The sequence below is a fragment of the Nostoc sp. PA-18-2419 genome (assembly GCF_005869855.1).
In the GTDB taxonomy this organism is placed as follows: domain Bacteria; phylum Cyanobacteriota; class Cyanobacteriia; order Cyanobacteriales; family Nostocaceae; genus Nostoc.
In genome coordinates, this window is record NZ_SZNH01000023.1 from 34,489 (window position 1) to 49,357 (window position 14,869).

Here is a 14,869-nt window from a genome sequence, read left to right on the forward strand (position 1 = left end):
ATTAGTAACTATAATTTTTCGTAACTCTAATCAGAAAATGCAAAGCTTCATTAACTGCTTGAGAATTGGGAAACATTTCTGCAACATCTGCATCTAAACGAACTGTCAACCCTTCATAATTTTTGCCCTGATGTTCAAAATTTACCGTACCGTTACTTTCTAAAACTTGATATGACTGAGGTTGAGTCTCAGGTATAAGCTTTTGGTAAAATGGTTCATTTAGTTTGTTAGCAAGGGATTCCCAACTAGTCGCTTTCAGTTTTAAATGATCCTTTGCTTCACGTAATGTTTTAAACTGTTTCTTTAAAATCTCAACTGTATAAATGTCCTTTTGATACGTCTTGGTTTTTTGATTAAGGTCTTCCTCAACCATATCAACTACCTCATTGATAAGTCTCTCATGATTTTCAGAAATTTGAGCAGCAGCCCCTAAAATACGGGAGGTGGCTTTTATCTGTACCTCAGTCTCTTGTTTAAGCCTATCAGCAATATTACGAATTTGCTCTCCGAACTTTGCTTTACTTTGAGTTCCTGTGGTTGATGCTGATTTTTTACTCATAAGGACGCTTGTTTATTCTGAAAGTATCTCTTTAATTGCAAGCCAGATGCGTTTAAACTTTTGTACCAAACCTACAGGATTACTTGATGTTTCCTCTCCCACCGAATCAACCAGGGATTGAATTCGATCCATACGCTCTGCTACAACGTAGAGGTTATTTATAGCTTCATCCTTACTTACCAGAGATTCACGCAGCAGAACAACCATCTCAGCAATTTCCCGTTTTAATCGCTCGTTTTCGGCTTTACGACGAGTTTCCCACCCTTTAATACTAGCCTTGGAACGTCGCTCAAATTTAAGTTGTGTTTGTGCCTCATTATATAGAATCACATAGTTGTCTCGCTCAGACTTAATTTCCTCATATTTGGTAAGTAATTCAGTTGCTCTCGCTTTTTCTTCATTATAACGAGATAAAGTTTGCTGATAATTTTTTTGCTCCTCAAGATATTTCTGGTAATTTTGTGCTGCACGTTTTCTTAACTCATTAATCTCATCTTGGTTAGCTTTAATTTCTTGCTGAATTTGAAGAACTTGGGATACAGCTTCTTGATTTTCTTTTGCACGTTTTTGCGATTCATCACGCTGAGAGATTAATTCAGTTGCTTTAGCTGTTGCTTCATTGTAATCAGATAAAGCTTGCTGATAATTTTTTTGTTCATTAAGATACTTCTGGTAATTTTGTGCTAATTGCTGTTTTAAATCATTCACCTCAACTTGGTAAAGTTGGATTTCTTGGCGAACTTGAATAAGTTGGGATGCAGCTTCCTGATTTTCTTTGGCACGTTTTTGCCATTCATCACGTAGAGAAATTAATTCAATTGCTCTGGTTTGTTCTTCCTTGTAGAGACATAAAGCCTGCTGATAATTTGTTTGTTCATTCAGATATCTCTGATGATTTTGTGCTGCATGTTCTTTTAATTCTTGAACTTCAACTTGGTAAGTTTGGTTCTCTTGCTGAACTTGAGTAAGTTGGGATGCAGCTTCCTGATTTTCTTTAGCACGTTGTTCCCATCGAAGTGCATCGGCACGAGCATTCGTCAGAAAGTGTTTAAGCTCATGATAGGAAAGTGGTTCTGTTGCAGGTAGATTAGTATTTTTTATGGTGTAATTTTTGCGGCGATCCTTGTCTGCGTCTCGCATAGCCATAATAAGTGTTATAAATATTACTTTAATTCTTATATTAATACAATCTTTTTTAGTTGAGTGCATACACTCAAAATTTACTAAGTCTGCAAGAACATCCTTGATTAGCACAAGCTTCTCTACTGGCGATCGCATCATCAATGCCTGTAGAGTTAGAACAGACTTCAGCATTTAAGCTAAGTAAGTCGGCGCTAATATTTAAAACTATGTTAATAAACGTAAATGTAGTCTGTATTGGGTGTGTTACTACTGAGGATAAGGCACCATCAATAATTCAAGGTGGGGCGCTTGGCAACAACGCATCCTACATCTACTGTTACTATTCGTGAAAATTTAGCAAATCTTTCCGTAGACGTAGCCCACCGTAGGCATCGCTTCTCCTCACAATAGTAAAAAAGACAAGCAGCAAGCTAGCACAGCAGCAAGGGAAAGCAATTTATAAATTCGCCTCAACGCATATGATTATAAAATTGAGAAGTGCGATCGCTCAAACTAAAAGTTTCGTGTTCTGAACTGGAATTTTCATGTTTTGAACTCGAAGTTCCGAGTTCTGAACTCGAAGTTTGATGTTTAAAACAAGAATGTTTCTGTTTCAAGTGAGAACGTTCTTGTTCTAAATGAGAACATTCCTGTTTCAAACGAGAATGTTCTAGTTTTGAGGTGGAATCATGGTGTTACTAACTCGAAATTTTATGTTCCAAGCCAGAATGTTCTTGTTCCAAACGAAAATGTTCTAGTTCTGAGGTGGAATCATGGTGTTATGAGGGCGTAGGCGTAGCCCGTCGAAGACATCGCTCCACCTAGATTATAGAATGATGTGCGATCGCCTGTGATAGTTGAAAGATAAATCAGATGGCGATCGCTTTTATCTTCCAAGCTAGATATTTCGATTACAAACATTTTCGTAAGAGCGTACAGCTGTACGCCCCTACAATCTATTTATTCGTTGCAAAGTATTAGTAGCGACCCACAATAAAATTGATTGCAACAGACGCGATTAATCGCGTCTCTACTCTTCACTTTTGAACAGACATGATGAATCGCATCTCTCTTTACGCCATTACCATCCCACCATCAACATTAAAGACTTGTCCGGTGATGTAGGCGGCGGCGGCGTCGGCGGCGAGGAAGCGCACCATCCCAGCGACTTCTTCTGCTTGACCAAAGCGACCGAGTGGGATGTATTTGAGAATATCTTCGGTGTTGCTGAGATTGCTGGTCATGTCAGTGGCGATGAATCCGGGGGCGACGGCGTTAACAGTAATCCCGCGAGAGGCAAGTTCTTTGGCGACAGTTTTGGTAAAACCAATGACACCAGCTTTGGCGGCACTGTAGTTTGCCTGACCTGGGTTGCCCATTTGCCCTGCAACTGAGGTAATGTTGATAATCCGCCCCGATCGCTGTTTAAGCATGATTTTACTGGCGGCGCGCGTACATAAAAACACACCAGTTAAATTGAGGTCGATGACAGCTTGCCAATCTTCTGGCTTCAAGCGCAAAAGCAGTGTATCGCGGGTAATCCCTGCGTTGTTAACTAAGATATCCACACGCTTAAACTTTTCCATGACGGCGTTAACTAGCGCGTCTACTTGCTCGACTTTGGAAACGTCTGCTTGGAGAGCGATCGCCTGACCTCCGGCTGCTGTAATTTCGGCAACAACTGCGTCGGCGGCTGCACTGGAACTGGCATAATTAACAACTGCGATCGCTCCTTGTGTGGCTAATTCAATGGCGATCGCTCGTCCAATTCCCCGCGAAGCACCTGTGACAATTGCGACTTTATCTTTTAATAGTGTCATTTAATGTTCCTCAATCTGAGAATACCGCGCTAATTATCTTATGGTGATTTAGGGAACATCTGAATATTGTTTGGATAAAATCTAATTATTGCCGAGTAGTAATCTTGCTTGCATAATACAAATTATAGTCAGTTGAGCAGTTTTGCTTCTAATTCTTTGAATATCACATTTTTAGTTCAATTAACTATCTCTAGTTATTTTTATATTAATATTTGGAGAAGTTAAAATATATTATTGATTTAATTATAACTGCGTAGGCGAGCTTGTCATTGCGAAAAGTCAAAGCGACGGCTGACGCTGCTCTGGATTTTTCAAGACAGACATTGCCAAATTAGATAAACTAGCAAGTAGTATAGACATCAGTGTCGTGAAACTTTGTATTAATTATTTGGTTGGTTGAGATAGGTATAAATAGATATCTAATTCCGATGCATAAAATAATATAATATATTGATTTTATTAGAATTATTTAATTTTTTTTGCTGATTAACTAGTTTATGTTGACTAATCTAATATTTTCCTAAGAAAAACCCATAAACATATACCTATTTTATTTTCTAAGAATTACTATTGAAACAAACAATTGAAAAGCGGTGTGTATCACATGGCAACTAAAAAACAATTTAATAGCTTTGAAGAGATGCTATCTGATTCCGATGTACCTGTATTAGTGGATTTTTACGCTGAATGGTGTGGCCCATGTCAAATGATGGTGCCAATTTTAGAGCAAGTGAATGCCCAACTCAAGGATCGCCTGCGGATTGTGAAAATTGACACGGAAAAATACACACAATTGGCAAGCCAGTATGAAATCTATGCGCTACCAACCCTAGTTCTGTTTAAGAAGGGTCAGCCTGTGGAGCGAATTGAAGGTGTAAGACAAGCAGCGCAGTTGGTGGAACAGCTAAAAACAATTATTTAGGTAGCATTGAGAATTTGGTTTAGTCCCCAAAGGCGCGAAATGTCGCGTCTTTTTTAGTAGCGTAGACTGCTTGCTATGCTATAGCAGGAGGCAGAGGGCAGTTCTTGCTGGAGGTAAAACTATTGCTAACTCTCGCATTCACCCTTTTCAAGTTTCCTAAAGAGTGTGACTACGGCTATAACTCACGAATTACCATTTAATAAACTACTACCAAATAAATCTAAAGTAAACATTAAGCATATATACTTATATGTCTTAAGAAAGTGGTTGACAAATTAGGATAGCTGTATTGTATAGATATAAAAAATTATCTTGACAAGTAAGGCGACCTATGATTTCACAAGAAATATCTAACAAAGCCTATATATGGGTAAATATTGATTTTGATAAAGTTAAAAATAGAATCAATTTAGTGACTTCCAAGATTGAACAAGTCATCCAAAAGTATCAATTTTCAACTAAAGCTGGTGACTGTGCCAAAAGAAATAATTAGGTTGTTTGCAGGGCAATCGCAATTAATATTGTTTGCTTAAGAACGCCTTACATTCAAACAACACCATTCTTTGCGCTTCCACAGAGTAGCAACAACCCAACCATGTTTTTCTAAAGCGTCAGCGACAGCTTTGGATTGTTCGAGTAAAATACCGCTGAAAATAGCCCAAGTGCTAGGCTTAGCGATCGCACTTATTTCTGGCACCAACTCGATTATCACATCAGCCAAAATATTACAAACAATACCGTCCACCGGGTTTGACAGCAGTTTTGTCAAAACGTCTACGCTTCCTTGTGTAGGTAATAAACGTTCTGGACTAATGTCATTCAGTGTGCGGTTACTAATAGTTGATTGCACTGCTAAGGGGTCAGTATCCACTGCATAGACTTTCTCTGCTCCCAGTAGTAACGCTCCAATGGAAAGGATACCAGAGCCGCAGCCTATATCCGCAATTATCGTATGTTCTTGTTTACTATTAGTATCAACAAAAGATTGTGGTAATTGACTCAGACGCATTTCCAGAGATTCCAAACATAGCTGAGTTGTGGCATGACTGCCTGTACCAAATGCTACACCTGGGTCAAGACGAATTACTAACCGTTCGGTTGTTTCTGGTGATGGTAGCCAAGCAGGATTAATCAAAAAGCGATCGCCAATTTCTTGAGGCTGCCAGTATTGCTTCCAGCTAGTTGCCCAATCTTCTTCATCAATCAATTGCCAGCGTACTGTAGGAGGCAAAAGTCCTACACACAGGGCATCTTGACGCAGCCGCAGTGATAATGCTGCCAAATCTAGCAGTTGTGTTTGAATTGTCGGCAAGTAACCCCTGACTAAAGAGGAATTTCCTTTGCTTTCACTAGCTGTGCCACGACAGCCAAAATCTTCCAGCCGCCAAAAGATAGAATCTTCTAGGTCTGGTTCGCATAAAATTTGTAGTTCCCACCAAGTGTTTGCCATAAAAAAGTAAAAAGGTAAAAGGCAAAAGAAAAAAGATTTCTTTTTACTTTTGCCTTTTTACTTTTGCCTTTATAGAGTTACTGTATACGCGTCCCGAATACCAGGGACTTTAATAATCTCATCTAAAATACCCTCAGGTAAAGGGTCATCTATGCTCAAAGCCATGACTGCGTCACCACGGACGATTTTTCGACCGACTTGCATACTGGCAATATTCACATTGAAACTGCCGAGTAGCGAACCGAGTTTACCGATAATTCCTGGCATATCCCGGTGTAGGGTAAATACCATATATTTACTGGGTGGAACGTTAATCGGGAAACCGTCAACGTCCGTGAGATGGATTTCTCGCTCACCCAACAAAGCACCTGTGACAGAATGAGTACCTAAAGTACCCGTGGCTTCTAAATGCAGCGTGCCGGCATAGTCTCTAATGGAAGCATCGCGGGTTTCAATCACTCGAATTCCGCGTTCTTTAGCTTCTATGCTGGCATTTACATAATTTACTCGTTCTCGCAAAGCTTGGTAAAGTAATCCTTTGAGGGCAGCTACCACCAAAGGCTGACTTTTGTTGGTCGCGAGTTCGCCTTGGAGTCGCACATTCAAGACTTCCACTCGTCCGCCAGCTAGCTGTCCGACTAGATTACCTAGAGTTTCTGCTAGTTGCATGTAGGGTTTGAGTTCTTCCAACACATCGGGGCCGAGTCCGGGAATGTTGACGGCAGAACGCGCTGGTAGTCCCAAAAGCACATCGCGAATTTGTTCGGCGACATCAATGGCTACATTTACTTGCGCTTCCGTGGTGGATGCACCCAAGTGCGGGGTGAGGATGACTTCCTTGCCTAGCGATCGCAATTCCGATTCTCCCAATGGTTCTGACTCGAACACATCCAAGGCTGCACCTGCGATTTTACCAGCTTTGATTGCTGCTGCTAAAGCTGTTTCCTCAATGATGCCACCACGAGCGCAATTGACAATCCGGGCTGTGGGTTTCATCTTTGCCAAGGTTACGGCATTGATTAAGTGGGTGGTTTCTGGGGTTTTAGGGATGTGTAAGGTGATATAATCTGCTTGCTGGAAGAGTAAATCCAGATCTACTAACTGACAGCCAATTTGTTCGGCTCGTTCTGTGGAGATAAAGGGGTCATAAGCTAGGAGTTTCATTCCCATTGCCTTAGCCACAGCAGCTACATGGGAGCCGATTTTACCCAAACCGACAATACCGAGAGTTTTTTTATAGACTTCTGCACCGATAAAGCTATTGCGATCCCATGCACCACGTTTCACCGAAGCATTAGCATCGGGGATGTGGCGAGACAAAGCCAAAATCATCGCTAGGGCATGTTCAGCAGCAGCGATAGTGTTTCCCTCTGGAGAATTGACTACTACAATTCCTCGGCGTGTGGCGGCAGGAACATCTACATTATCCACACCCACACCAGCACGACCGATAATTTTGAGTTGGGTACTGGCTTCAATAATTTCTTGGGTGACGCGCGTACCAGAGCGAATCATCAGCGCGTCGTACTCACCAATAATTTCTATCAGTTCGGCTGGTTTGAGACCTGTTTTGACATCAACAGTAGCAACTTGAGAAAGAATGTCAATTCCAGCTTGGTCAATAGTATCAGATACAAGAACCTTAGACATGATTACTTTATTTAAAGCTACAGGTTTTGCTGCACAAGACTTTTTAGTTTAGTCTTTATCTGTCGCAATTCAGCAAAAATTATGCKTTTTAATATCAACTTAACCTTGAGTTACACTGCGTACCGATGATATCAGAATGTGAGTTGCTTGTGGTGATGTGTACTGCCTCCTAGTATTTGAAGGTGAGTGAGTATTTGCACTACCCTCTCGCTAAATATAAAGCATGAATAGCATCAAACTCGATATATTTATTAATAGTTAAAAGTTACCTAAAATTTTCTCAGTTTCAGCAAGTTTGCGGAATGTGCCTGCTTGGTCAGCTCAACTAGTGGAAACTTTTTGTTTAGTTGTTGGAGTTAGGTAGAGGTTGTATGGACTTGCTCTTAGCTTTTAGGTTGGGCGTTCAATCGCTCTATGTAGATTTCTTAGAATCCCTCTTGGACTTGAAATCGCTATAATTCTGGTGAGCCAAAAAACCAAGTATCATTTGAGTTTTGGAAAAACCAACCATGTCAGGGTACAACTTGCCAAGGTACTTGTCCTCAGCCGAGGAACTACCCGACTCTGATGAAACCCCTGTGGATAATGAACTGCAAGAATTGATACCAGGCTTGCTGAAGGCGATACTGCTGATACTCTGGGCAGAACGCATGGACTGGTTCTTTGGGATAGATATGGCTATTTATTATCACCCAGATCTCCCGGTCATTGTTCCAGATGGGTTTTTGAGCTTAGGAGTAGAGCGATTTTATGATGAGGAACTGCGTCCCAGTTATGTGCTTTGGGATGAAAACGTTGTACCAATTTTAGTACTAGTAGTAGTTTCCCAAAATTATTGCGAAGAATACAGCGCTAAATTGGATCAATATGCAGCTTTAGGTGTACTTTATTACGTGATTTATTCGCCTCGTCGTCGCCGCAAACCACGATTGGAAGTGCATAAATTAGTTAATAGTAAGTATGAATTGCAGAATGGAAACCCGGTTTGGCTACCAGAAATTGGTTTAGGAATTGGTTGCGAACGGGGAAATTATTCTGGCGTAACGCCAGAATGGATGTATTGGTATGATGAGGCTGAAAAACGGTATCCTACACCAGCAGAACAAATTAAACAAGAAGTACAACGCGCCGAACAACAAGCACAACGTGCTCAAGTTGCAGAACAATGCGTTCAACAGTTGGCGGAACAATTAAGAGCGCTGGGAATAGATCCAGATAATCTCGGTTAGTTAAAATATTTGGTAAGATTTTCAGCAAAACCGAAAAATCAGCTTTTTGAGATTTATGTAGTTGTCAAAAGTCTTGTTTTACTACTAAAACTAAAGCTATCAGCTAAGAAAAATTACTACTTTTTAGGAATAACGTTCCTGATTCCACTTTTGAGAGAAATAGTATCATCTTTGTAACGAGGAATGATATGAATACTGGCGTGCATAATATTTTGACCTGCTTCTCGATTAATGTTCATTCCTATATTAAAACCATCGGTTTTAAATTCAGCTTTCAAAATCTCTTGTACCTTATTTATCATAAACCAGCAAGCAGATTGTTCTTTAAATAGTAGTTCAAAATAATTGCTAACATGACGTTTAGGAATAACTAAAACATGTCCTTTACTTATAGGATAGCCATCAAATATGGCGTAAGCAGTTGCTGATTCCGTTAATAGCTTGAGATTTCTCCGGGGATTACAAAATATACAATTATTAGAGGAATTTTGCTGATAATTATAGTGAATATATTTATAAATCTCCCGATGTTCATCTAAATAAAGTGAATCAAAAGGAAGTTTGACAATACATTGGTAAGTAGGCTTTTGATAAATATAATGTTGGCGAAATCCTTCTTTTTTAATATCTCTTCTGACAGCGTAATAAGCTTTTCCTCCGGGTTTTAATAAGTGTGATAATTGCATAATAATATTAGCTTGGTCTTCAGGAAATAAAACATTTAAAACATAAAAGCAAATTACTGTATCAAATTTATTATGAGGATATTCTGGAAAATAATAAGGATCGTAGCCTGTAATATCACAACCTTTTTGGCGTAATATTTTCACATCATTACCAAAGCCACAACCAAAGTCTAGTATTTTGCCTTGGAGAAGGTTTTGATTTAATAAAAACTGTGCCGGAAATGATAGATAACTTCTTTCGATCGCAGTAAGATGACTGAATTGATTTTTTTGCTGTTTCATAGAATTTTGGTGCTGATGTCCCAAAATTATTATTCCCAGCATTTGTTTATGTTATACGATGTCTAGAACGGGCTACGCCTACGCATCAGGGTCAATACCTAGCTCACGTAACTTAGCTGCTAATATATCAGCACGTTGGCGTTCTTGTTCAGCACGTTGGCTTTCCTGTTGGGCACGTTGGCGTTCTTGTTGGGCACGTCGGCGTTCTTGTTGGGCTTGTTCGCTGCTCCACAACAGTAAATTTCCTTCTGTATCCCACCAGCGCAACCAATTCATAGTTTGACATAATCTTTCACCTTGCCAAATTCCGAGAAATAACTCTAGCTCAGGAATCCAGTAATGTCCGTTAGCGTCTGCTTGCTGCAAAATATATTGTCCATTTTGCAAGCACCGCAGTTCTATGCTTGGTTCATAAGGGTCATAGGTTACGTAGGTGGGAACTTGGAGAATCTTTTCGTAATAATAGAGTTTACCGTAGGGTGGAGTTGAGCGGATTGATAGTTCTCCACCTTCTGTATCCGAGAGAAATTCCATCACTACAGCCACAGCAGCGCCTTCTAAATTTGGGGTGTAGCTTCGACGAATTACATTTGTTCCTACAGACTGTACTTGAGGAACATAAAACCAGTCTGGTGCTTTGACAACAATTTTTTTGTTGACTGTGGCTACCAGTCCAAAATTAGAGCCAATTAGCATATGGGGTTGGATGCGTCCTGTGCTTCCCAAAGCATCGGTAAGTGCAGCAGCGATCGCGGGTTGCTGAATATTTTCCACTGGCTCGTCAGGTAAAATAAAGTCGGCTGGAAGTGCTTCCCAAGTAACAATTGGTTCTTTTTGGATGGGATTAACTTGTAGAACCATAAAACTACTCCTAATATCAATGCAATTATTTTAAGCAGCCAATCCGTTCAGTATTAAATGTTGTCTGCGATAAACAACGCAAAAATTATATAGTTATTTCAGGCGCTCCTGGTTCTGGTAAGTCTAGATTATTGCAATATCTAGCGTTGGATTGGTAGAAAAAACTCTCGAACAGAATGATTATAATCTGCCAATTCGTTTGCTGATTGAATTAGGCAGTTATATGCGCGCTCGCTCAACATCTACTCAAGTAATCCTAAGTTATACGTTATACTTTGTTGTTTTCACCAACAATATTATGTATAAATCTGACTTTTTATACTCAAAAAGTATCACAGATGACAAAAAATTTTTCAATCATCGCACCCAGGAAAACTTTTCTTCTTTATTCAATACTGTTAGGATTATCTAAAGACTTGTGGAATCTGCTCTTCGTAAACAGACTGGACTTGCATAAATTACTATCAACAATCGATTCACATCATGAACCGCTTTGCCTCTATTTTTCTGGCAGGCTTGATAGCGTCTGCTTCAGCTTTGGCTATTTCTCCAAAAGCTGATGCGTCTTATCTTGCTGAGTTAGATAGTTACAGCTATCATCACAATGATGATGGTAACTATCAACTCCAAAGTCGTCACCACAGACGTGATGATTATGACCGCGATCGCGACTTTCGCAACATTCGCGACAATCACGACCGCTATGAGCGCGAGCGCAAGCACCGCTATGAGCGCGATAATTATCGCCGCCATGACCGCGATCATAACTACCGCTATGAACGCGATCATAACCGCCGTTATGAACGCGATAATTATCGCCGCCATGACCAGGACAATAATTATCGCAACATTCGTGACGTTAACCGTCGCTATGATCGCGATAATTATCGCCGCCTCGATCGGGATAATAACCTTTACAACATTCGTAATGATCGCTATCGTTATGAGCGCGATCGCAACTGGAATCGTTATTAACAGTTTTCAGTTAGCAGTTACCAGTTATAAGACGAATCTTGATAACTGGTAACTGTTCAGTGTTCATCGATTTTACTTAGCGTTTAACCCCACCCCCAACCTCTCCCCCCGCTAGCGGGGAAGGGAGCTTTTGCATCTTTGGGGTTGCGATTGTATTGGAATGAAATTATAGCGGTTCTCAATTGAATGCAACACAATCTTTCTCTTGTGGGATGGGCTTCTAGCCCGTCCGGGTTTAAGGGCAGGCAAGAAGGATGCCCACCCCACAAGATGTGTATTTCATCTGAGTGAGAACCGCTATATAATCGCGATACATCAATCCACCTCAAATACTCGTCAACGAGTCTTTGAACTTTGTTGATTACTCTCTTGGCGCTAAAGAAATACATAATTTTAACGAACCGCATTCGCGCAAGTCTGGGACAGGAGAAGAATGCTAAACTCCTACCTCTAATCAGCAACACTAAAAAAATCAACAAATTTTCACGCTTTCATCTACTAAACTGGAACTTCTACTTCTGTTTCGGCTCCTAAGTCAAAGTCATACCACTCATTACGCCATTGCAGGCGAAACTTCAGACGCGTCCAATTAGGTGGTAAATTGGGACAAGCCACAGGGCCAAATTGAGTCATGCGGATACCAGCAAATCCAAAAACTACTGCTTGCCAAACTCCTCCAGCACTGGCAGCGTGAACTCCTTCACCTGCATTGAGCCGGATATCTTCCAAGTCTACTAAGGCTGATCGCATAAAATGCCTATAAGCTTCAGTTGGTTGATTCAGGTCGCAGGCTAAGATGGCGTGAATGGCTGGACCGAGTGATGAACCATAGGTATGGTCGGTGCGTTGGCTGTAATAATCCCAGTTGGTAGCCAGGGTATTATAGTCATAGCGATCGCGCAGCAAATACAAAAGCATCAACACATCTGGCTGCTTGAGAATCTGCTTTTGGCTTGTGGCTTCAATTCCCAATAGACCTTGCAGAGATTTGCTGCGCGGTTCGTAATCAGCAAAGTTAATCTTTTCTAGCTGGAAAAAGCCTTCAAACTGCTCAATTAAACCTGTTTTTGGATCTTGATTGACAAATAGATGCTCTGGGATTTCTGCCCATCGGTGCAGACGTTGTGTAGTTAAGTTGAGTTTTTGCACCAATTGGGCTGAGGTTTCGGGATAGGCTTGTTTGAGCCAATCCCACAATGCCAAAGCTGATTGTAAATGCCACTGCACCATGAGATTAGTGAAGGCATTATTATTGACGCGATCGTGATTTTCATCAGGGCCAATCACATCCAAGATATCGTAGCTGTGGCGCTGTTGGTTCCACTGCACCCGACTTTCCCAGAAAACAGCCGTATCTAAAATAATTTCGGCGCCGTAATCCCGCATCCAGTCATCATCGTTGGTGGTGTGCCAATAGTGTAATACTGCATAAGCGATATCTGCGTTGATATGCACTTCGATGTCACCGCACCAAATACGGACTAATTCGCCGTTAGGAGTTGGTACCCAGCGCGGGGTGACTTCATCGCCAGTCATCGCACTTTCCCAAGCAAACATGGCTCCTTGATAACCTGCTTCTTGGGCTTTGCGTCTAGCTCCTGGTAAAGTGTGATAGCGGTAGGTGAGCAAGTTTCGGGCTAGAGCTGGTTGAGTGAAGGTGAGGAAGGGAATAATGAAAATTTCTGTATCCCAAAATATGTGTCCGCGATAGGCAAAACCAGAGAGGGTTTTGGGAGGGATACTCACTCGGTTATCGTGACGCGGTGTTACAGCTAATAATTGGAAGAGATTATAACGGACACTTAATTGAGCTTGGCGATCGCCTTCAATAATCATGTCACTGTCTTGCCACACTTGCTCCCATGCAGCAATGTGAGCGGCTAACAAAGTAGCGTACCTGGGTTCGTTACCTAGCCTTTCTATCGCTGCGGCAATCGGGACTTCTATTTCCCGTGAAGTAAACACGGTGACAATCTTTTCCACAGTCACCATTTTTCCTGGGTAAAACTCTAAGCTGGTTGCCAAAGTGGGAGAACTGCAAGCATGTTCAACGCGCACAGGTACAGTCTCATCATCTATCACTAACTTAGCCGCCATCGCCAGTTGAATACCTGAATGCAGAGTTTGACTATTTAGCCAGATGATTCGATCTATACCCCCTTGATTTAAGGTTCGCCAATGTCTAACACCTTGGGTATATGGTTCGGCATCAAACCCTGCTTCAACGACGATCTCACCTTCAAAGTCTACCGATGTCACGCAAGTACGAATCGCTAAAACATGTTGATCTGCTAAACTAGCGAACCGCTGAAAGTGAAAATCTAAGGTATGACCACTAGGACTACGCCAGCGCACATCACGGCTAACTAAACCCAAACGTAAATCAAGCCGCCGCTCATAGTTGAGAATTTCACCACTATCTATGCTAAAGCGTTCACCTGCTACTTTTACTGTCAATGGCAACCAGTTAGGACAGTTCACAAGTTCAGTATGAGCAATTGTCACATCATCATAAACGCCATGAATGAGTGTGGCCGGAATATTCTGGGAATACCCTTCCTCGAAACTACCTCGCACTCCTAAATAGCCATTACCAAGGGTAAAAACAGTTTCTTTGTGATGCAACTGTGTCGGATCGAATTCCGTTTCAATAACGTTCCAGTCAGTAGTGTCAATCAGTTGTTGATTTTGTTGAGAATTGTGAGTGGATACGTTGAGCATGAGTAAAAAACCTATGTCTTGTCTTGGGGCTGGCTGTGGACGAGATCAAATACACTCAGGAGCAATATCAAATGATTCACTCCTTGTCTCTAGCGTTTACACTTGAATATAGGCTAAACACAAAAATCCAGATTCTTAACCACAGTAGCGCTTCACATTTCATCTGTCTACAGTTAGATTTCCTTGTTAATGTAAGTTAAAATTCATAAATCTCAACCAGATGCAAATTGAGACAGTTTTTCTTCAATTTCTTTCACACAGCAGAATAGATATTAATGCGCTTTAATTTTGGAACTTGTCTGCGTGGTGCGCGAAGTGAAGTACAAGCTCTTTAGCTCCTCTGTCGCCCCCTCAAGCCTCAGAGTCTCCCCCATGAGCAAATGGCGTCAACAAAATTCGTAATTCGTAGTTATTAGGCTAGGACTGAAGTCGGTAACTTGAAAAAAGGCTAGCTGTTTTTTTAATCTCTATCAATTAATTAATACCAATTCTCTGGGAAACTGCACATTATTTTGACCCCTCCAACTTCCACGCGAGTTCGGGGAGGTTGGAGGGGAGTAGAGCAGAAGTTGCTGTAAGTATTTCTCTAGCG

Annotated in this window: 13 protein-coding genes; 4 read left to right on the plus strand and 9 right to left on the minus strand. The window is 41.1% G+C overall.

All coding sequences use genetic code 11. The features are described from left to right. Position 1: 1 nt before the first annotated feature. The 4 genes from FCR06_RS21730 to fabG all read right to left on the minus strand — a co-directional run bounded on the left by FCR06_RS21730 (position 2) and on the right by fabG (position 3,501). Positions 2–559: a hypothetical protein gene (locus FCR06_RS21730; protein ID WP_138503421.1), complete on the minus strand. Its 558-nt coding sequence runs from the start codon at positions 557–559 to the stop codon at positions 2–4. Positions 560–571: 12 nt separating this feature from the next. Further along, positions 572–1,873 (minus strand): hypothetical protein, encoded by a 1,302-nt coding sequence (locus tag FCR06_RS32845; protein ID WP_189523513.1) that lies wholly within the window; start codon positions 1,871–1,873, stop codon positions 572–574. A 579-nt stretch (positions 1,874–2,452) separates the two neighbouring features. Next, on the minus strand, positions 2,453–2,602 hold the full coding sequence (locus FCR06_RS32850; RefSeq protein ID WP_189523514.1) for a hypothetical protein: 150 nt from the start codon (positions 2,600–2,602) through the stop codon (positions 2,453–2,455). Positions 2,603–2,754: 152 nt separating this feature from the next. Then, positions 2,755–3,501, minus strand: a complete 747-nt coding sequence (gene fabG, locus FCR06_RS21740; RefSeq protein WP_138503423.1) for a 3-oxoacyl-[acyl-carrier-protein] reductase — start codon at positions 3,499–3,501, stop codon at positions 2,755–2,757. 604 nt (positions 3,502–4,105) lie between these two features. Between fabG and trxA the strand changes: the two genes are divergently transcribed. Together trxA and FCR06_RS32855 are read left to right on the plus strand one after the other, a co-directional pair. After that, complete coding sequence (trxA, locus tag FCR06_RS21745; protein WP_138503425.1) at positions 4,106–4,423, plus strand: thioredoxin; 318 nt, start codon at positions 4,106–4,108, stop codon at positions 4,421–4,423. A gap of 331 nt (positions 4,424–4,754) precedes the next feature. Continuing rightward, positions 4,755–4,916 carry a hypothetical protein gene (locus FCR06_RS32855; protein WP_189523515.1) on the plus strand — a complete coding sequence of 54 codons (162 nt, stop codon included), beginning with the start codon at positions 4,755–4,757 and terminating at the stop codon, positions 4,914–4,916. A 36-nt stretch (positions 4,917–4,952) separates the two neighbouring features. Here FCR06_RS32855 and prmA read toward each other — a convergent pair whose 3' ends face one another. Both prmA and serA read right to left on the minus strand, forming a co-directional pair. After that, positions 4,953–5,873: a 50S ribosomal protein L11 methyltransferase gene (gene prmA / locus FCR06_RS21750; RefSeq protein ID WP_138503426.1), complete on the minus strand. Its 921-nt coding sequence runs from the start codon at positions 5,871–5,873 to the stop codon at positions 4,953–4,955. Positions 5,874–5,942: 69 nt separating this feature from the next. Continuing rightward, positions 5,943–7,523: a phosphoglycerate dehydrogenase gene (gene serA, locus FCR06_RS21755; RefSeq protein WP_138503427.1), complete on the minus strand. Its 1,581-nt coding sequence runs from the start codon at positions 7,521–7,523 to the stop codon at positions 5,943–5,945. A gap of 509 nt (positions 7,524–8,032) precedes the next feature. On the opposite strand from serA, the gene FCR06_RS21760 reads away from it, so the two are divergent. Beyond that, the gene (locus tag FCR06_RS21760; RefSeq protein ID WP_138503428.1) at positions 8,033–8,752 is read left to right on the plus strand and encodes a Uma2 family endonuclease; all 720 of its coding nucleotides are present in this window, start codon (positions 8,033–8,035) and stop codon (positions 8,750–8,752) included. Between the two features lie 116 nt (positions 8,753–8,868). Here FCR06_RS21760 and FCR06_RS21765 read toward each other — a convergent pair whose 3' ends face one another. Together FCR06_RS21765 and FCR06_RS21770 are read right to left on the minus strand one after the other, a co-directional pair. After that, positions 8,869–9,720, minus strand: a complete 852-nt coding sequence (locus FCR06_RS21765) for an HIT family protein (protein WP_138503429.1) — start codon at positions 9,718–9,720, stop codon at positions 8,869–8,871. Between the two features lie 78 nt (positions 9,721–9,798). Then, positions 9,799–10,581 (minus strand): Uma2 family endonuclease, encoded by a 783-nt coding sequence (locus tag FCR06_RS21770; RefSeq protein ID WP_138503430.1) that lies wholly within the window; start codon positions 10,579–10,581, stop codon positions 9,799–9,801. A 483-nt stretch (positions 10,582–11,064) separates the two neighbouring features. Here FCR06_RS21770 and FCR06_RS21775 point away from each other — a divergent pair, with 483 nt between their 5' ends. Then, positions 11,065–11,556: a hypothetical protein gene (locus FCR06_RS21775; protein WP_189523516.1), complete on the plus strand. Its 492-nt coding sequence runs from the start codon at positions 11,065–11,067 to the stop codon at positions 11,554–11,556. 498 nt (positions 11,557–12,054) lie between these two features. On the opposite strand, the gene FCR06_RS21780 is transcribed toward FCR06_RS21775, so the two are convergent. Further along, positions 12,055–14,277, minus strand: a complete 2,223-nt coding sequence (locus FCR06_RS21780) for a glycoside hydrolase family 65 protein (protein ID WP_138503431.1) — start codon at positions 14,275–14,277, stop codon at positions 12,055–12,057. Positions 14,278–14,869: the final 592 nt, after the last annotated feature.

What these genes read in the sequence shown, in the direction of transcription:
- FCR06_RS32850 (WP_189523514.1), bottom strand. Translation starts at nt 2,602, where the DNA reads ATGTTTGTAATCGAAATATCTAGCTTGGAAGATAAAAGCGATCGCCAT.
- FCR06_RS21780 (WP_138503431.1), bottom strand. Translation starts at nt 14,277, where the DNA reads ATGCTCAACGTATCCACTCACAATTCTCAACAAAATCAACAACTGATT.
- serA (WP_138503427.1), bottom strand. Translation starts at nt 7,523, where the DNA reads ATGTCTAAGGTTCTTGTATCTGATACTATTGACCAAGCTGGAATTGAC.
- FCR06_RS21730 (WP_138503421.1), bottom strand. Translation starts at nt 559, where the DNA reads ATGAGTAAAAAATCAGCATCAACCACAGGAACTCAAAGTAAAGCAAAG.
- FCR06_RS21760 (WP_138503428.1), top strand. Translation starts at nt 8,033, where the DNA reads ATGTCAGGGTACAACTTGCCAAGGTACTTGTCCTCAGCCGAGGAACTA.
- FCR06_RS21775 (WP_189523516.1), top strand. Translation starts at nt 11,065, where the DNA reads ATGAACCGCTTTGCCTCTATTTTTCTGGCAGGCTTGATAGCGTCTGCT.
- FCR06_RS32855 (WP_189523515.1), top strand. Translation starts at nt 4,755, where the DNA reads ATGATTTCACAAGAAATATCTAACAAAGCCTATATATGGGTAAATATT.
- fabG (WP_138503423.1), bottom strand. Translation starts at nt 3,501, where the DNA reads ATGACACTATTAAAAGATAAAGTCGCAATTGTCACAGGTGCTTCGCGG.
- FCR06_RS21770 (WP_138503430.1), bottom strand. Translation starts at nt 10,581, where the DNA reads ATGGTTCTACAAGTTAATCCCATCCAAAAAGAACCAATTGTTACTTGG.
- prmA (WP_138503426.1), bottom strand. Translation starts at nt 5,873, where the DNA reads ATGGCAAACACTTGGTGGGAACTACAAATTTTATGCGAACCAGACCTA.
- FCR06_RS21765 (WP_138503429.1), bottom strand. Translation starts at nt 9,720, where the DNA reads ATGAAACAGCAAAAAAATCAATTCAGTCATCTTACTGCGATCGAAAGA.
- trxA (WP_138503425.1), top strand. Translation starts at nt 4,106, where the DNA reads ATGGCAACTAAAAAACAATTTAATAGCTTTGAAGAGATGCTATCTGAT.
- FCR06_RS32845 (WP_189523513.1), bottom strand. Translation starts at nt 1,873, where the DNA reads ATGCTGAAGTCTGTTCTAACTCTACAGGCATTGATGATGCGATCGCCA.